The following is a 16,549-nucleotide window of genomic DNA, read 5'->3' on the forward strand; positions in this document are numbered from 1 at the left end:
TGACGTCGCAGGGCGATCGGCGATCGGGGTGCAACGGTCAACATCTGGGTGCAGGATCGGGGTGCGCGGAATGCTCCGCGCACCCCAGACCGTTAGTCCTGCGTGCTTGCGTGCGCGCGGGCGCGCTGCAGGCGGCGCGCACCGCACGCGAGGCCGCCGAGCACGATCAGCGCGGCACCCCCGATAACCCACGGGGTGAGCGACGTGCCACCGGTGGTCGCGAGGCCCGACGCGCTCGTCGCTGCGGGCTGTGCGGCCTCGGTTGCCGAAGATGCCTCGGCGCTCGAGCCCGCTGCTGCCGATGAGCCGGAACCGTTCGCGGCCCCCGACGCGTTCGTGCCCTCGGCGGTGGCCGATCCGGCGCCGGCTGATCCCGAGCCGCCGTCGGCGCTTGCGCTCGCATCGGCGCCCGCTCCATCAGTTCCCGACTCGGCGGTCGCCCCACCGTCCGCGTCACTGACCGGCGTCGTCGCCGCGAGGGTGGCGGCGAATGCGAACGGCAGCGGCGGCTTTTCGGCGTCCATCGACGCGCCCGTCGTCAACCACCAGGCCTGCAGCTGGGGGTCGAGCCACTGCACGAAGTCGGCGGGGTACGAGTTGGGGTACGTGCGCGACTCGAGGGTCAGTGCGCGGTCGAAGAAGTCGGGCTGTGCGGTGAGCGCGTACGCATCGCCCTCGCTCGTCACCGACGCGTTCGAGAACGTGGCGAGCGTGACGCGGCGGTAGCCGTCGCTCTGCAGCGCACCGCTGACCTTCCACGAGACGTCGAAGCTCAGCGACCCGGTTCCGTCGGCGTCGATCTGCAGGCGGGGGTTGCCGAGGATCGTCGTCACCTCGGGTGCGAGGGCCGGATAGTGCTGAATGAAGATGCCGCCCTCCCAGACCAGATCCGCGGCTCCGCTCGCGCGGTCGACCCAGCCGGTGCCGTTCGAGAACCCGTAGTCGGTGCCGGTCTTCACCGCGTCGCCCAGTGCGCGCGGACCCCAGGCCTGCATGTACGTGTTGATCGCCCAGGTGAGTGCACCGTCAGTCGTTGCGCTGGCGCCCGCGGGGGTCGCGCTGGCAGTCGGAGCAGCGGGGCCCTCCCACGGGTCGTTCACCGTCGGCTCTTCGGGGCCGGCCTCTTGGCCGGGAGTGACCTCGCGCTCCGTGACGACGGGGGTGTCGCCGGCCCGCGAGATCTCGCTCAGTCGGTCGGAGTAGGGGTGGCTCGCGAAGATGCGCGACCCGTCGGCGCTGATGCCGAGGCCCCAGGTATCGGCGTAGGGCGATCCGGTGCCGTGGGTGACGCCCGCGGCGGTGAAATCGACTGCGGTTTCCGCCGTCCAGGTGTCGGGGCGGATCACCGAAACCGTATTGGTGAAGCCGTCGGTGGTGACGACCTCGTGCGTCGCGGGGTTGACCGCCATCTCGTAGACGTTCTCGCCGACCTCGACGGGCGTGCCGACGAACCGGCCGTCGGCGACGCGCAGGCTCACGACCTTCGTGCGATCCCACGAATCGCTGATGGTCGGATTGACGGCGATGTGCAGCTCGCCGAGGGTCTCATCCATGGCGAGAGCGGCGGCGCGGCCGCCGACCGGGGTGCCGTCGACGACGAGCGCCGAGACCGGGAACGCGAGCGAATCAACCCACGCGCCGGTGATGGTGCTGTAGCCGGTGATGACCTTCGCGCGGCCCTCGGCGATCCACACCATGTGGTTCGTGGCGTCGTACACCGCATCCTTGATCAGCGGGTAGCGTTCGGTGCTGATCGCGATGGGGGTCGAGACCTCTCCCGTGTTTGGATCGACGCGGGTGAGCGCCGTCGAGTCGAAGACGTAGACCACGCCGCTGTCGGTGTCTTCGACGAGCCCGCTCGGGTATGACGGCGTGCCCGCGAGTTCGCGGGTCTCGAATGTCGGCGACGTGAGGTCGACGATCGCGAGGGTCTGCGACGTGTTGAAGACGACGTAGAGGCGGTTGCCGTCAGCGCTGAGCGCGATGTCGGTCGGGTCGCTCTGCGGCAGCGTGATGGTGCTGCCCGACGGGGCGCCCGTGGCGATGTCGAACCAGGTGATCTGGCCCGGGCCGGAGCTCGGGTCGACGGTGACGTACACCCGACCGCGGGCGTCGTCGACGACCGCATCACGACTGGTCTCGCCCACGGTGGCGGTCGTGGTCAGCGAGAACTGAGAGCTGTCAGCGTGCGCTGAGAGCGGGGTGAGGATGAGCGCGAGACCGGCGAGCAGCAGCGCAACGAGCGCTCCCGCCGCGGCGCGCGCGGAGACGGATGGGTGGAAAGCAGGCACAGCAAAGCCCCTCAATGGCAGGCGGATACAATAAACAATCCATCATACTTAGGATTGCCTTGCCTAAATCGGCCCAATGTGGTCCGCGCGAGTGTCAGGGGAAACGCACAGGCGTGACCCGGAATGCGAGTCGATGGCGCAAGACGGATGTGACTCAGGCTGACCTATACAACATCAGATGTATGGGGCGCAATCGATCATTTCACATGTTGCGTTCGTACATTCAGAGTCAGGAACCGGTCGTTGTCACCGCATGGTCGGCTCCTTGACTCATGAAGTTCGGCTCCTGTCGGGTGTGCGCCCGCCAGGAGCCGAGCTGGTTCTCCGGCCGATGTCAGCCGCGCGGCAGGCGCGGCACCCAGCAGGCGACGCGGGCCGCGTATGCGTCGAACTCCGCGCCGAAGCGGGCGCGCAGGTCGGCTTCTTCGTGCGGGCGCACGACCCAGTTCCAGAACAGCGACCCCGCGACTGCGTAGGCGACGACGAGCCATGATCCGAGTATCAGCCCGACGGCGATTCCCTGCATGACTCCCGCGACCGCCATGGGATTGCGCACCCAGCGATACGGGCCGGCGACGACGAGACGGGTGGCAGTCTGTGACGGGAGCGGGGTGCCGGCTCCGCGGGTCGACATGGTGAACCCCGACCACAGCCCCAGCGCGCTCGCCGCGGTCAGCAGCACGGCGCCGACGATCGGCACGGCGATGGGAACGCCGACGCGCAGACCCCACCGCGACTCGATCACCGTGATGATGACGGGGAGCACAAGCAGAAAGCTGCCCCAGAATACGACGATCTGCTGCGCGGTGCGCGCCACGTGCCGACCCGCGGGCGCGGCGGGGGCCTCGCGGAACGCGAACGGGCCAACGAGCACCCACTCGGTGGGGAGCCGACCGCGCCAGACGAGCAGCCCGGCGCCCACACTGCCGGCGGCGGCGAGCACCATCGCGAGCGCGCCCCAACCGGCGAGCCCGGTAAGCGTCGCGTACCCGCACATGCCCGCGGCGACGAGTGCGGTCCAGGGCACGGCGATCCAGATCGCCCACCGCACCCCGCACGCGACCAGCGCCGAGGCGACCACGAACAGGGGAATGTCGAGTGCGGCAGTCAGCGCGGGATCAAGCCCGCCGAGCGTCGCCGTGCGCACCGAGGGCAGGCTGAACACGCTGATCCACCATGCGGAGCCCGCAATCGCCTGCACCGCGAAGTACGCGCGGCCGAGTGCGGGAGTGAACATGCGATGCGTCGCCGGGTGCGCCGTCATCGTCGGACTAGACCAGCCCCATCTGGCGCGCACGCGCGAGCGCTTCGGTGCGGCTCGACACCTTCAACTTTCGGTAGATGCTGCGCGTCTGCGTCTTGATGGTGTTCGACGAGACGTGGAGGTCGCCGGCGATGTCATCGATCGATCCGCCGCGCGCGAGTTCGACGAGCACGAGCGCTTCGCGCTTCGAGAGCTCCTCGAGCATCACCTCGTCGCCTGCGAACGGGGTGCCCGGGGGCTGGCGCCAGATGTCGGTCGGCACGAGCGAACGCAGCACGGCGATGTCGCCTGCCGGCAGCCACGACAGCGGCAGCCGGTTGTCGAGTCGATCGAGCGTGAGCAGCGCCTGCGTGGCGAGCGTGGTCGCGAACTCGGTGTTGCCGAGGCGAGCGTGGGTGGCAGCGCGCAGTAGCTGGTGCTGCACCGCCTGAGACGGGAAGAGTTCGGACTCGTCGATGGCTTCGAGCTGTGCGAGCGCCTCGTTGGGCTGTGACGAGAGCAGCGCCAGCCGGGTGCGCGCCAGCAGCGTTGCCGTGTTGTCGCCATCGTGGGTCAGCGCAGCACGGGCGCGGATCAGGTCGCCGGTAGCCAACAAGAACTCGCCGCGTAGCGATTGCAACTGTTCGGCCCAGCCGTCGCTGATCGGGAAGTGCTGGCGCTGCGCGAGCGCGGCGTCGAACTCGTGCAGCCCACGAGCGGCCTGGTCGGCCATGAGCCGCGTCGCCCCGCGGGTCCACACGATCGCGGGCCACAGCTCGAATTCGTCGATGCGATCGATCACGGGCTGCAGGGCGTCGAATGCGGCTTCGTGGCGACCGAGGCTCGACGCACGCATCGCGGTCGCGAGGTGCCACCCGATGCTTTGCTGCGACCCCTGCCAGTCGGGGCGCGAGCTGTCGATGGCGCTCAGCTCGCGCTTGGCCGCGCGCAGGTCGCCGAGGCGGCCGTGCGCGAACGCCAGCACCGCATGCAGGTGCGCTCGGCGCCCCGAGTGTGCGTCGTCGCTTGACTCCGCCGCCAACTCGATGGCCGCGGGAATGCGGGCGGCCAGAATCTCAGTGATGATCACCTGCATGCGCGCGGCGAACATGCCGGATCGCCAGCTCGGCGAACCCATCGGCCCGAGACGCAAGAACTCCTCGCCGACCTCGGCGGCCTCGGTGTATTCGCGGTTCACCCGCAGGCCGGCGAATCGCGCCAGCAGCAGCAGGCGCCCGGCGGCCCCCTGCACATCTGCAGCGCGCGAGGCGAGGGTCGGCATGCCGATCTGCAGCAGCTCGCGAATGCGCGGCGTCGGAATCGTCGCCGTTTCGCTCAGCGCAACCGCGATCATGATCGGAATCGTGCCCTCGCGCGACATCCGTTCCGGTGAGATGGTCTCGGCGATCGTGATCAGCTCTTGCGTGCGGCGGCCACTGATCTCCGAGTAGTTCCGCACGAAGTGCGGGAAGATGGCGCGGTCCATGTGGCCGTCAATGAGCAGCTCGAGTATTTCAATCGGATCGGCGAGCTCGTAGAGCTGCTCGAAGGCGAGGCGGCGAATCTCGGCCACGCGATCCTCCGAGAATTCACGCAGTGCGCGAGGGCGCAGCGCCGTGCTCATCAGCGTATGCAGGCGGAAGGTCTTGCGCCCCGCCGCCATCGCGATGCGGCCGATGCCGGCCTGATCGAATCGCTCGAACCACGACCACGCGGCGGCACCGCCGAGTTGTTCAGCCAGGCGCTCATCGACCTCGGGGCTGAGTGCCGAGGCGAGTGCGAGGTCGGTGGCGGCACCACTCTCGAAGGTCGGGGCGAAGTCTGCGAGCAGGCCTTCGACGCCGCTTGCGACCTCGTCGGTCGACGGACGACGCGTGCCCCCGCGCGAGAGCTGCTGCATCACCGACAGCGCGAGGCGCACCGCCAGCGGATGCCCTCGGGTCGCGCGGCGCAGTGCCGTGACCTCAGAATCGGTGAGCCGGTAGGGGAGCGAGCGTGCGACCGCTGCGAGCTCGGTCGCGCTGAACGCCAGGTCGTGCGAGCCCAACACGGTGACGTCAAGGCCGGCGGCGGTCAGCGGAACTTCGAAACGCGTCGTCGACCGTGACGTCGCGAACAGCTGGAGATGCGGCGATCGGCGCAGCAGTGAGACCAACTGATCTTGCAGATCGGCACCGATGAAGTGGAGACCGTCGATCGCGAGCGTGATGGGGAAGGGATCGCGCATCGTCGCGGAGATGACGAGCGAGAGAGCTTCCTGCGGAGGGATGCGCCCACTCATATAGTCGTTGGTCAAGCCGCCGAAGGTCTCTGGGCGGGCCGCAGACAGGGCTTGCAGCATCCGCAGCCAGAAGCTCCGGGGTTCTCCGGCACCCTCGTCGAGTGCGATCCAGGCGACCTGCCGCTCGGCTTGCGTCGAGAGCCACTGCGAGATCAGCTCAGTCTTGCCGGCGCCCTGCTCGGCATTGAGCACGACAATGCGGCCGGCTGCGGCGAGTTGCGCGAGCAGCTCGGCACGCCGCAACTGACCGTTCGCATCGAACGAAGAAACGCCGTCGTCGGCAACGTCTCCCGGCACCGCGCTCTCCTTGTTCCCCCGTGACCGAACCGGGTGCTGTGCGCGAGCACAAGCGCCTTCCGGGTTCAGCCGGCCCTGTGTGGACCCCATGTCAGCTTAACCGGAATGTTATGTCTGGTGCTCGACGTGTTGACGCGGCGACATTCCGCGGCAGCACGGTGCCAGCAACAGTCTGCCTCTGGACCGGGGGAGAGACTCTGTCACAGATTCGACACACGAGCGCAGTATGCTCAGGGGCAAGATTCCGCCGGATCACCCGGCGCCTCAATCGACCTGGAGAAATCAATGAAGATTCGTTACGCGCTCCCCGCTCTTGCAGCGGCGGCCCTGCTCACGCTGACCGGTTGCGTCAACAACGCGGAGTCGGAGGGCGGCGGGTCGGGCAGCACCTCGGCTCCGTCGGCCGACATCACCGCAGACGACGCCGCGGTCGCGCTCCTGCCGAAAGACATCAAGGACTCGGGCGAACTGACGATCGGCACCGACGCCGAGTACCCGCCGAACGAGTTCAAGGATGCCGATGGCAACCCGACCGGCTGGGGCGTCACGCTCGCCGAAGCGGTCTCCGCGAAGCTCGGCCTCGAGCCCAAGTGGGAGATCCTCGGCTTCGACAGCATCATCCCCCGCATTCAGGAGGGCGCGCTAAACATGGGCTCGTCGTCGTTCACCGACAACCTCGAGCGTCAGAAGTCGGTCGACTTCGTCGACTTCCTGAACGCCGGCACGCAGTGGGCATCGGCCAAGGGTGAGAACGTCGACCCCGACGACGCCTGCGGTCTGGTCGTCTCGGTGCAGGCGGGCACCGTGCAAGACACCGATGAGCTGCCCGCGAAGTCGAAGGCCTGCACCGACGCCGGCAAGGAAGCGATTCAGATCCTTCGCTTCGACGGCCAGCCCGAGGTCACCCAGGCCGTCGTCGACGGCCGCGCCGCGGCATTCTCGGCCGATCTGCCCGTGACCGGCGACGCCGTCGCCAAGCTCGGCGATCAGTTGCAGATCACCGGCGAGGTCTTCGATGCTGCACCGTACGGTTTCGCCACGCAGAAGGGCAGCGACACCACCAAGGCCGTGCAGGCGGCGCTGCAGTCGCTGATCGACGACGGCACGTACCTCGACATCCTCAAGGAAGCTGGGATCGAGTCGGGAGCCGTCACCTCCGCCGAGATCAACGCCGGCACGGAGTGATCGCGTAGATCATGACCACCAGCACCACTCCCGGTGCGGGGCCGAACGCCCCGCACCCCGAGTCGGAGGCCATTGAGGCCATCCGACTTCGGCACCCCTGGCGCACCGTCTTCGCCGTCGCACTCATCGTGCTCGCCGGGCTGTTCATCTACGACACCGCCGTCAACCGCCCGGTCTACAACTGGGGAGAAGTCGGCAAGTACCTCTTCGATGTGCGCATCGTCGAGGGGGCCTGGTACACCCTGCAACTGACGGTGTACTCGATGATCATCGCGGTCGTGCTCGGTGTCACCGTCGCCGTGATGCGGCAGTCGCCGAACCCCGTCGTCAAGGCCGTCGCCTGGGTCTATCTCTGGCTCTTCCGCGGCACCCCGGTGTACGTGCAGCTCGTGTTCTGGGGCCTGATCCCGACGATCTACAAGTCGATCAGCCTGGGCATTCCGTTCACCGACGCCGTCGCGACGCTGAACACCAAGGACCTGCTGAGCTACTTCACGCTCGCCGTGATCGGCCTGGCGCTGAACGAGGCCGCCTACATGGCCGAGATCGTGCGCGCCGGCCTGCTCTCGGTCGACAAGGGGCAAGATGAGGCGGCGACTGCGCTCGGTCTCGGATGGTGGCACACCATGAGCCGCGTCATTCTGCCGCAGGCCATGCGCGTCATCATTCCCCCGACCGGCAACGAGGTGATCTCGATGCTCAAGACGACGTCGCTCGTGACCGCGGTGCCGTTCACGCTCGACCTCTACGGTCGTGCACGCGATATCTCAGCGGTCACCTACCAGCCCGTGCCGATGCTGATCTGCGCGTCGATCTGGTACCTGACGGTCACATCGATCCTGATGGTCGGGCAGTACTTCCTCGAGAAGAAGTTCGCGAAGGGCGTCTCGCAGCGCCCCGACGTGATGAAGCCGACCGTTGAAACGCAGTCGGTGCGCGTGATCGGCCTCACGGATGACACCCACCCGACCTACCCCAGTGCTGGTGGAGGCGAGAACATCGTGCCGCCGCACGAGCGACCCGGAGGGGGAGGCGCATGAGCGTCCACGCGACCGATACGCCCATGGTGCTCGCCCAGGGGGTGTCGAAGGCCTACGGCTCGAACCTCGTGCTCAAGTCGATCTCGCTCGAGGTGCAGCGCGGCGAAGTGCTCTGCCTCGTCGGGCCGTCGGGCTCGGGCAAGTCCACGTTCCTGCGCTGTATCAATCACCTTGAAACGGTCAACTCGGGCCGACTGTCGGTCGATGGCGAACTCGTCGGGTACAAGCAGAAGGGCGACAAGCTCTACGAGATGCACCCGCGTGAAGCGGCGGCGCAGCGACGCGACATCGGCATGGTGTTTCAACGCTTCAACCTGTTTCCGCACATGACCGCGCTCGAGAACGTGATGATCGCGCCGACGCTGCTCAAAAAGGGCGATCGGGCGAAGCTGAAGGCGCGCGCGATGGAGTTGCTCGCACGCGTCGGGCTCGCCGAACGCCACGACTACTACCCGGCGCATCTCTCGGGCGGTCAGCAGCAGCGCGTCGCCATCGCGCGCGCGCTCGCCATGGAACCGAAGCTGATGCTCTTCGACGAGCCCACCTCGGCGCTCGACCCCGAGCTCGTCGGTGAAGTGCTCGATGTCATGAAGGGGCTCGCCGAAAGCGGTATGACGATGATCGTCGTGACCCACGAGATGGGCTTCGCCCGCGAAGTCGCCGACAAGCTCGTCTTCATGGACGGCGGCGTCGTCGTCGAGGAGGGCGACCCCACTGAAGTGCTCACCAACCCGCAGCGGGAGCGCACCAAAGCGTTCCTCTCGAAGGTGCTGTAGGGCCTTCTGCGGTGCGTAGGCGAAAGCCCCGTGCCGGCGTTCATTGCGTGATCGCGGTGTGCAAAATCGCACACCGACTCACCCGCAAATACGCCGGCACGGGGCTTTCGCCTGCGCACCGCGCCCACGATCAACCTTCGTTCGGTCGGCGCTCAGGGGTCAGCGCGTGACGAGCGTCAGCGATTCGACGCTATGCGCCCTCGCCAAGGTCGTTCTTGATCTTCGTCGTCGACACGCCTTCGGTGCGATCGAGGTAGATGACCTCGCAGTAGGGGCGCAAGATCTCGAAGCGCTCGTCGCCCTCCCAGTCGCCACCCATCACCACGGCGTCGATCTCGTACTTCTGCACGTCGCGGATCTTCTGATCCCACGCCTCTTCGGGGATGACGAGGTCGACGTAGCGCACCGCTTCGAGCATGTTTTTGCGCGTCTCGAAGTCGTGATACGTCTTCTTGCCCTTGCCGGCGTTGAATTCCTCGGACGACGCGGCGACGACGAGGTAGTCACCGAGTGCCCGCGCGCGACGCAGCAGACGGATGTGGCCCCAGTGCAGCAGGTCAAACGTTCCGTAGGTCAGAATCCGCTTCATCCCTCCAGTGTACGGTTCGCGCCGTGGTGCGTCAGTCCGTGCAGCACGCGTTCCACATGCGCTACGGCCCAGGCGTCGTCGAACGGTCGGCTGCGCAGAAGCCAACGGTGCAGAATTGGGCCGACGAACAGCTCAGCCGCGTCTTCCGGTTCGGTGACCCCGGCTTGGCGAAAACGCTGCGCGATCGCGTCCATTTGCGGGTTTAGCAAGTATTCGCGGTACTGGGCGGCGAGAGCGTCATCGAATTGCAGCTCAGCGGTGACGGTTCGCAGGAGTCGCGACTGCTGAAGATCGGTGAGTTCGGCGATCATGCCCCGAGCGAGTGCGATGAGATCTGCAGACAACTCATCCGTGTGCGGAAGCACGATCCGTCCGTTCGGGTCTGCGCTTCGAGATCGAAGCGCATCGAACAGTATCTCCCCGGTCGAAGACCAGGTGCGGTAGAGCGTCTGCTTGCTCACGGCAGCCCGCGAGGCGATGCCTTCCATCGTCAGCGCGCGCATGCGGCCCTCGGTCATGAGTGCGAGCGCGGCTGCGTGAACCTTGCGGCGGGTGTTTTCTCGGGCCATTCCTCCAAAGTACCCGATAGAACGAGACGTTGCGTCCAGTTTGGGGTATGGTCAAGTGATGACTGAGAAGCAGGTGTGGTTCATCACGGGAGCGAATCGTGGGCTCGGTCGAGCCTTGACGATGGCCGCCCTCGACGCGGGTCATGCGGTCGTCGCGACGGTCAGAGGTTCGCATTCCCTCCCGGATCACCCGCACCTCGAGGTGATGCTCCTCGATGTGCGCGAGCGTGCGAATGCCCAGGCCGCTGTCGCGCAGGTGGTTGAGCGTCACGGACGGCTCGACGTGCTGGTGAACAACGCCGGCGTGGGGCTCGTCGGCGGTATCGAGGAGGTCTCCGAAGCCGACGTCCGTTCGACCGTCGAGACGAATTTGTATGGGCCGCTCTGGTTCAGCCAAGCCGTCATTCCCGTCATGCGACAGCAGCGCGCCGGTCGCATCGTGCAGATCTCGACGGTGGGGGCTGCGGGTACGATGCCGCTGCTGGGCGTGTACAACGCGACGAAATGGGCGCTCGAGGCCTTCAGCGAATCGATGGCCGCAGAGGTGGCTTCGCACGGCATTCGAGTGCTGCTGATCGAGCCCGGATCGCTGGACACGGATTGGGCGGGGTCGAGCATGCGATTCAGCGATCCGATCGATGCGTACGATGCGTTGCGCACCGACGTGTTCGGCGTCGCCGACGTTCCCTGGCCCGAGAGCGACGGTGGTTGGGGGCTGCCGCCCGATGAGGCGGCAGCAGAAATACTCGCCCGCGTCGCCGACGTTGACGATGACCGCCTGCGCGTGCTCATCGGGGACGATGCGCCGGTGCAGGTCGCCACAGCGCTCGAGCAGCGCCGGCGCGACTACGCTCGAGATCCGCGCTGGGAATCTGCGCCGAGAGACTGAGGCTCGAGCGCTCGTTCGCCGCGGTGCTGCCGCAGAGCGGCCACGTCGATCAAGCCCCTGCCCATTGTCACCGGCCAGGCGTACCCTCGAAGCGTGGCCGAAGGGCCACGAGACTCACCTGAACGAGGAGGCACCATGACGCTGACGAACGAGCACCGCACGCCCGATCACGAGTCGGACCCGGCCCACAACGTCGAGGTCGGCCAGGAGTGGACCGACGAGGGCGGCGCATCGCACCTCGGGCCCGCAACGCACACGAAGGCGTCCGACCCCGAGGCGGGCGGAGACGACGAAGAGTAGCCCCGTCGGGGGCGAGTCGCCTGGCCTGCAGCAGATCCCCGCTGCGGGCCGGGCGTTCGAGCGTGAATTACGCGACGAGCACCCAGATGCCCGCGATCGCGGAGACGAGCGCGATGAGCAGGGCGATGCCGATGAGCACCGCGTGCACCTTCAAGAACGTGGTCGCGCGGCCCTGCTCATCGCGTGCGCGGGAGTCTTTCGCCACCCGCGTCCAGAATCGCGGCCACACGACCACGTTGTAAACGGCGTTGATGAGCAGCAGAATTCCTGCGAAGACGGTCATGGCTCCAGTTTAGGCGGCGGCCCCACGCGAGGCCCGCGCACTCGTGACGCCGAAAATCAGCTCGATGACGGCGACGCCGGCGAGCATCAGCAGCACGGCGGGCCATCCGACGCCGGCCTCCACGAGCAGGCCGGGCACCAGGGGCCCGGCTGCAGCGGCGCCGTACCCGATGCCCTGGCTGATCGCGGAGAACGCGGCCGTCTGCGCCACGCTCGGCGCGGTGAAGACGATCAGCGCGATCGAGAGCCCGAAGGCCGAGCTCAAGGCGATGCCGAGCACCGCGATTGCGGCCGGCATGAATGCGACCGGGGCGAACGCGAGCCCGAGCAGTCCGGTGATCGCCAGGGTCGCCGTGACCGTCAGCAGGCCGATGCGCCAGTGCACGCGTGACGCGAGGCTGGGGGCGGCGAGCGATGCGGGCAGCCCGGCGATACTCATCCATGCGAGCAGCAGCCCGGCCTGCGCCGGGTCGGCGCCGCGGTCGACCGCGATCGTGGGCAGCCACGCCGTCAGCGAGAAGTAGATGAGCGCCTGGCAGCCGAAGAACCCGGTCACCGGCCACAGCCCGCGGGCGCGGAAGATCGATTCGCGGGGCGCATCGAGAGCCACGTTGCCGCCGCGCTCACCGCCGTCGATGCGTTTCCCGAAGACGAGTGCGAGGCCGAGGGCGACCAGCAGCGGTACCGCCCAGGCGGCCAGCGACGGGCCGACCCGATCGCCGAGCGCGTGGAAGAGCGGCACCGAGAGCGCGGCACCGGTTGCGGCGCTGACGCCGAACGACGTGGTGTAGACGCCGGTCCAGAACCCGCCACGCGCCGCGAGCGCATGCCGAATGATCTGCGGGGCGAGGATGCCGAGCAGTGCGATCGAGGCGCCCACGATCACGGTTCCGGCGAAGAGCGTGCCGGGTACGAACGGGCGCAGCAGCGTCGCGAGTGCGAGCGCGGCGAGCAGCGCGGCAATCGCGCGCGAGAGGCCGAGGCGCGACACGAGCCACGGGGCGAGCGGGGAGGCGAGGCCGAAGAGCAGCACCGGAATGGCGCTCAGGATCGCGATCGCGGTGTGCGACAGCTCGTAGCCGGCGCCGATCTCGCTGAGCAGCGGGGAGACGCTCGTGATCGGGTAGCGAACGCTCAGCCCGACGGCGATCGTGAGGATTCCTGCGGCGACTCCCTGACGGCGGTCAGGGCTGTTCATCGAGCAGCTGCTCTTGCTGCGACAGTACCCCGAGGGCGGCGTCGCGCGCGAGATCGGCATCGCCTGCGGCGATCGCGCGAAGCAGTGCCTCATGCTGATCGGCCTGATCCGGATCGCTGCCCGCGGCCAGACACGACGCGTCCGAGATCGATTCGCGCAGGGAGGTGTCGAAGCTGGCGTAGATGTCCGAGAGGAGCCGGTTCCCCGAGGCGTCGGCGATGGCGAGGTGGAACGCGACGTCCGATTCGGTGAAGGCGGCGGTGTCGCGATCTCGAATCGCCTCTCGACGCTGCGCGAGCAGCGCTTCGAGGTGCTCCACGTCGCTGTCGTCGCGGGCGGTCGCGGCTTCGGATGCGGCGAGCGCGTCGAGTGCGCGCCGCACGCGGATGACCTCGCGACTGTCGGCGGAGTGCAGTGCTCGGCGCAGGGCGACCTGGGTGGGGTCGGTGGCGATGACGTAGGTGCCATCGCCCTGTCGGGCTTCGAGCAGGCCGAGCTGCACGAGTGCGCGCACGCCCTCGCGCACCGAGGGCCGGCTGACGCCGAGGGCGACGGTGAGCTCGGCTTCGGAGGGAATGCGGGTGCCCAGCACCCACCGCCCCTCGCTGATCTCGCGCTTCAGCTCATCGACAACAGTGTCGACCAGTGAGCGCCGTTGAATGTGTCGCACGTGACCATCCTTGCAGATTGCGGGAGTTGTATGGTTATCATATGTCTTACGTTTACCGGACGCCATCCCAGAGACCGGTTCGAGCGAGATCTTCCGAGAAAGGTTCACCAATGACGGCGACCCCTCCGCCCCTGCTGCGCACCCCCGGCCTCGTCGACGGCCACATTCACCCCGACAAGTCGTCGTGGGGTCGTCCGTGGATGTCGAGGCGCCCGGCGAGCACGCTCGCCGAACTCATCGAAAACGACCGCGCGACGCAGTTCGGCTACGACACCTCGGTCGAGGAGCGGGCCTTTGCGCTCTTCTCGAACGCGCTCGCGAACGGCACGCTCGCGCTGCGCGCGCACGTCGATGTCGCCTCCGAGCTCGGCACGGCAAACGTCGAAGGTGTGCGGGCCGCAGCGGAGCGGTTGCCCGATCTCACCGTGCAGATCGTCGCCTTTCCGCAGTTCGGTCTGCTCACGAACCCGGGCACACTCAAGGTCATGGCTGCGTCGCTCGACGCGGGCGCCGACTTGGTCGGCGGCATCGATCCGGGCGGCATCGAGGGAGACCTGCACGGTCACCTCGATGCGGTGTTCGGGCTCGCTGATCGCGCAGGCCGCGACCTCGACATTCACCTGCACGACGGCGGCGAAGACGGGCTCGCGCAGATCCGCGAGATCGCGCGGCGCACCGTCGCCGGTGGGCGCCAGGGGCGCGTCACCATCGGCCATGCGTTCGCGCTGTGCGATGCATCGCTGCCGAGTCTCGGCGAGACGCTCGACCGGGTCGCGGAGGCGGGCATCTGGATCGCCACGTGCGCGCTCGGGCCCGACCCCGTGCCCGATCTCGATCAGTTCGAACGCCACGGCGTGCGCGTCGTCGCCGGGTCCGATGGCGTTCGCGACTCGTGGAGCCCCTTCGGTACCGGCAGCATGGTCGATCGTGCGCATCTGCTCGCCTATCGCACCGGAGCGATCACCGACGCCGAGCTCGAACGGGCCTTCCGCATCGCTTCGACGCACGGCGGCGAGATGCTCGGCGTGGCCGAGATTGCCGAGTGGACGCCCGAGAGCGGCACCCGGCTCGAGTTCGCTGCCGAGAATGTGGCGCAGCTGGTGACGGATCGCCCGGCCCCGGTGCGCGTGCTGCGCGGCGGGCACGAGGTCGTCGCCCGCTGACTGGCTCGTGGGGTGCTGCGTGACAGCGTCTCCGCGATCCACCCCCCGCGTGTTCTTTACCCTGAACCACCCATCACCCATCACCACCTGATTCACCCCGCTGGAACAAAGGAGTCCCCGTGACCATCAGACGACCTCTCACGCTGATCGGTGCAGTCGCCGCCGCAGCGCTGACGCTCACCGCATGCTCGGGCGGAGGCGGCGGCAGCGCGGGCGGAGGCCAGGGCGGCGCCGCGTTCGATATCGACGCCGCGAGCCTCGCCACCACGACCGACCCGGGCACGCAGCCCGTCGACCGCGTGACCTGGAACCTGCCCTACGAGCCGCTGTCGCTCGACCCGATGCTGACGTTCAACTACGCGGAGAACACGGTCGATGCGAACCTCTGCGAGGGTCTCACCCGCATCACCCCCGACCTCACCATCGAGAACGCGCTCGCCGAGAAGGTCGAGTCGCCGAACGACACCACGTACGTGTACACGCTGCGCAGCGGGGTGACCTTCTGGGACGGCACGCCGTTGACCGCCGCCGACGTCGTGTTCTCGCTCGGGCGCCAGGTCGGCCCCGACTCGGCGACGTACTGGTCCGACTACTTCAAGAATGTGAGCTCGGTCGAGCAGACCGGCGATAATCAGGTCACCGTGACGCTCTCGCAGCCCGACGCGCTCTTCGAGCAGGGCATGTCGAGTGCGGCCGGCGCCATCGTCTCGAAGGCGGCCGCCGAATCCGCGGGCGAGCAGTTCGGCACCCCGAAGGGTGGGCTCATGTGCACCGGCCCGTTCTCGCTCGCGAGCTGGGAGCCCGGCAAGGCGATCACGCTCGCGAAGAACGCCGACTACTGGGATGCGAACCTCGTGCCGAAGGTCGAGGAGCTCTCGTTCAGCTTCATCGCCGACGAGTCGACCGCGGTGAACGCCCTGCGCACCGGTGACGTCGACGGCCAGTTCTTCTACCTGCCGCCGGCCGGGCTCACGCAGCTCGAGAACAGCGATGCGTCGATCACCTTCGGCAAGTCGTACATCTTCTGGTCGCTGCGCGCGATTCAGGAGACGGGCACCTTCTCGAACCCGAAGGTGCGCGAGGCGCTGCTCGCCGCGATCGACACGCAGGCCATCGCCGACGTGGTGTTCCAGGGCGCCGCGATTCCGTCGCCGGTGCTCACCGGGCCTGCCTACTACGGCGATGACGAGGCCGGCAAGCTGTTCCAGGAGGCGTTCGACAGCTACTCCGTGAAGCCCGACATCGAGAAGGCGAAGTCGTTGCTCGCCGAAGCCGGCGACGTCTCGGCTCCCATCGTGCTCGGCGTGCAGGGCTCATCGGCCGTGCATGAGCAGACGGCCAACCTGATCCAGGCCGCCGGCGAGGCTATCGGGCTCAAGATCGAGACCAAGGTGATTCCGGTCGAGCAGTTCGGCAACCTCTACTTCGACCCGAAGGCGCGCGAGGGCCTCGACGGCTTCTTCACGACCTACTACGGCAACGTGACCGACCCGCTCGACGTCTACACGACGTTCACGCCCGACAGCACCAACAACTTCATCAAGTACGACGGTGCGGCACAGGAGCTCGACGACGCTCGCAAGACGCTCGACCCGGTCGAGCGCGCGAAGTACACGATCGCCGCGCAGGAGAAGATCACGCGCGACCTGCCATGGCTGCCGATGGGTGACCTGCCGGTGATCCTGGTGCAGAACAACGGCATCTCGGGGGCGACGGCGTCGTCGGCCTACCTCGGCTACCCCTGGGCGGCCACTATCGGAGGCGTGGAGTAGCACC

Annotated in this window: 15 protein-coding genes; 7 read left to right on the forward strand and 8 right to left on the reverse strand. The window is 67.8% G+C overall.

Translation table 11 applies throughout. The features are described 5' to 3' along the window. Nucleotides 1-92 precede the first annotated feature (92 nt). The 3 genes from CH42_RS13350 to CH42_RS13360 all read right to left on the reverse strand — a co-directional run bounded on the left by CH42_RS13350 (nucleotide 93) and on the right by CH42_RS13360 (nucleotide 6,112). Nucleotides 93-2,291, reverse strand: a complete 2,199-nt coding sequence (locus tag CH42_RS13350) for an HtaA domain-containing protein (RefSeq protein ID WP_053353699.1) — start codon at nucleotides 2,289-2,291, stop codon at nucleotides 93-95. Between the two features lie 334 nt (nucleotides 2,292-2,625). Then, on the reverse strand, nucleotides 2,626-3,555 hold the full coding sequence (locus tag CH42_RS13355) for a methyltransferase family protein (protein WP_239684062.1): 930 nt from the start codon (nucleotides 3,553-3,555) through the stop codon (nucleotides 2,626-2,628). A 7-nt stretch (nucleotides 3,556-3,562) separates the two neighbouring features. Beyond that, nucleotides 3,563-6,112, reverse strand: a complete 2,550-nt coding sequence (locus CH42_RS13360) for a helix-turn-helix transcriptional regulator (protein ID WP_053353700.1) — start codon at nucleotides 6,110-6,112, stop codon at nucleotides 3,563-3,565. A 285-nt stretch (nucleotides 6,113-6,397) separates the two neighbouring features. Here CH42_RS13360 and CH42_RS13365 point away from each other — a divergent pair, with 285 nt between their 5' ends. From CH42_RS13365 to CH42_RS13375, 3 genes are read left to right on the forward strand one after another with little or no spacing between them, the layout of a single operon-like run. Next, a complete protein-coding gene (locus CH42_RS13365) occupies nucleotides 6,398-7,297 on the forward strand; it encodes an ABC transporter substrate-binding protein (protein ID WP_053353701.1) in 900 nt (299 codons plus the stop codon). 11 nt (nucleotides 7,298-7,308) lie between these two features. Next, on the forward strand, nucleotides 7,309-8,337 hold the full coding sequence (locus CH42_RS13370) for an amino acid ABC transporter permease (protein WP_053353702.1): 1,029 nt from the start codon (nucleotides 7,309-7,311) through the stop codon (nucleotides 8,335-8,337). Continuing rightward, on the forward strand, nucleotides 8,334-9,113 hold the full coding sequence (locus CH42_RS13375) for an amino acid ABC transporter ATP-binding protein (RefSeq protein ID WP_053353703.1): 780 nt from the start codon (nucleotides 8,334-8,336) through the stop codon (nucleotides 9,111-9,113). The genes CH42_RS13370 and CH42_RS13375 overlap by 4 nt, the downstream gene beginning before the upstream one ends. A 190-nt stretch (nucleotides 9,114-9,303) precedes the next feature. On the opposite strand, the gene tagD is transcribed toward CH42_RS13375, so the two are convergent. Together tagD and CH42_RS13385 are read right to left on the reverse strand one after the other, a co-directional pair. Then, nucleotides 9,304-9,702, reverse strand: coding sequence for a glycerol-3-phosphate cytidylyltransferase (gene tagD / locus CH42_RS13380; protein WP_053353704.1), 399 nt, complete (start codon nucleotides 9,700-9,702; stop codon nucleotides 9,304-9,306). Next, nucleotides 9,699-10,271: a TetR/AcrR family transcriptional regulator gene (locus tag CH42_RS13385; RefSeq protein WP_053353705.1), complete on the reverse strand. Its 573-nt coding sequence runs from the start codon at nucleotides 10,269-10,271 to the stop codon at nucleotides 9,699-9,701. Before CH42_RS13385 ends, tagD begins: the two co-directional genes overlap by 4 nt. A gap of 58 nt (nucleotides 10,272-10,329) precedes the next feature. On the opposite strand from CH42_RS13385, the gene CH42_RS13390 reads away from it, so the two are divergent. Together CH42_RS13390 and CH42_RS16400 are read left to right on the forward strand one after the other, a co-directional pair. After that, complete coding sequence (locus CH42_RS13390) at nucleotides 10,330-11,160, forward strand: SDR family NAD(P)-dependent oxidoreductase (protein WP_053353706.1); 831 nt, start codon at nucleotides 10,330-10,332, stop codon at nucleotides 11,158-11,160. Between the two features lie 135 nt (nucleotides 11,161-11,295). Further along, entirely contained in the window at nucleotides 11,296-11,460 is a 165-nt protein-coding gene (locus CH42_RS16400) for a hypothetical protein (protein WP_156322566.1), read from the forward strand. Nucleotides 11,461-11,527: 67 nt separating this feature from the next. Here CH42_RS16400 and CH42_RS13395 read toward each other — a convergent pair whose 3' ends face one another. Genes CH42_RS13395 through CH42_RS13405 form a run of 3 tightly spaced genes read right to left on the reverse strand, consistent with a single transcriptional unit; the run spans nucleotide 11,528 to nucleotide 13,610 of the window. Next, nucleotides 11,528-11,743, reverse strand: coding sequence for an SCO4848 family membrane protein (locus CH42_RS13395; RefSeq protein WP_053353707.1), 216 nt, complete (start codon nucleotides 11,741-11,743; stop codon nucleotides 11,528-11,530). Between the two features lie 9 nt (nucleotides 11,744-11,752). Beyond that, on the reverse strand, nucleotides 11,753-12,940 hold the full coding sequence (locus tag CH42_RS13400) for an MFS transporter (RefSeq protein WP_053353708.1): 1,188 nt from the start codon (nucleotides 12,938-12,940) through the stop codon (nucleotides 11,753-11,755). Then, nucleotides 12,927-13,610 (reverse strand): FadR/GntR family transcriptional regulator, encoded by a 684-nt coding sequence (locus CH42_RS13405; RefSeq protein WP_053353709.1) that lies wholly within the window; start codon nucleotides 13,608-13,610, stop codon nucleotides 12,927-12,929. Before CH42_RS13405 ends, CH42_RS13400 begins: the two co-directional genes overlap by 14 nt. A 110-nt stretch (nucleotides 13,611-13,720) precedes the next feature. On the opposite strand from CH42_RS13405, the gene CH42_RS13410 reads away from it, so the two are divergent. Then, nucleotides 13,721-14,773 carry an amidohydrolase family protein gene (locus CH42_RS13410; protein WP_053353710.1) on the forward strand — a complete coding sequence of 351 codons (1,053 nt, stop codon included), beginning with the start codon at nucleotides 13,721-13,723 and terminating at the stop codon, nucleotides 14,771-14,773. A gap of 119 nt (nucleotides 14,774-14,892) precedes the next feature. Further along, a complete protein-coding gene (locus CH42_RS13415; RefSeq protein WP_053353711.1) occupies nucleotides 14,893-16,545 on the forward strand; it encodes an ABC transporter substrate-binding protein in 1,653 nt (550 codons plus the stop codon). Nucleotides 16,546-16,549: the final 4 nt, after the last annotated feature.

The organism is Leucobacter musarum subsp. musarum, from assembly GCF_001273845.1.
Taxonomy (GTDB): Bacteria; Actinomycetota; Actinomycetes; order Actinomycetales; family Microbacteriaceae; genus Leucobacter; species Leucobacter musarum.

Excerpts from the sequence above, each read along its gene's own strand:
- CH42_RS13390 (WP_053353706.1), top strand. The coding sequence starts at position 10,330 with ATGACTGAGAAGCAGGTGTGGTTCATCACGGGAGCGAATCGTGGGCTC.
- CH42_RS13410 (WP_053353710.1), top strand. The coding sequence starts at position 13,721 with ATGACGGCGACCCCTCCGCCCCTGCTGCGCACCCCCGGCCTCGTCGAC.
- CH42_RS13395 (WP_053353707.1), bottom strand. The coding sequence starts at position 11,743 with ATGACCGTCTTCGCAGGAATTCTGCTGCTCATCAACGCCGTTTACAAC.
- CH42_RS13355 (WP_239684062.1), bottom strand. The coding sequence starts at position 3,555 with ATGACGGCGCACCCGGCGACGCATCGCATGTTCACTCCCGCACTCGGC.
- tagD (WP_053353704.1), bottom strand. The coding sequence starts at position 9,702 with ATGAAGCGGATTCTGACCTACGGAACGTTTGACCTGCTGCACTGGGGC.
- CH42_RS13365 (WP_053353701.1), top strand. The coding sequence starts at position 6,398 with ATGAAGATTCGTTACGCGCTCCCCGCTCTTGCAGCGGCGGCCCTGCTC.
- CH42_RS13385 (WP_053353705.1), bottom strand. The coding sequence starts at position 10,271 with ATGGCCCGAGAAAACACCCGCCGCAAGGTTCACGCAGCCGCGCTCGCA.
- CH42_RS13400 (WP_053353708.1), bottom strand. The coding sequence starts at position 12,940 with ATGAACAGCCCTGACCGCCGTCAGGGAGTCGCCGCAGGAATCCTCACG.
- CH42_RS13370 (WP_053353702.1), top strand. The coding sequence starts at position 7,309 with ATGACCACCAGCACCACTCCCGGTGCGGGGCCGAACGCCCCGCACCCC.
- CH42_RS16400 (WP_156322566.1), top strand. The coding sequence starts at position 11,296 with ATGACGCTGACGAACGAGCACCGCACGCCCGATCACGAGTCGGACCCG.
- CH42_RS13375 (WP_053353703.1), top strand. The coding sequence starts at position 8,334 with ATGAGCGTCCACGCGACCGATACGCCCATGGTGCTCGCCCAGGGGGTG.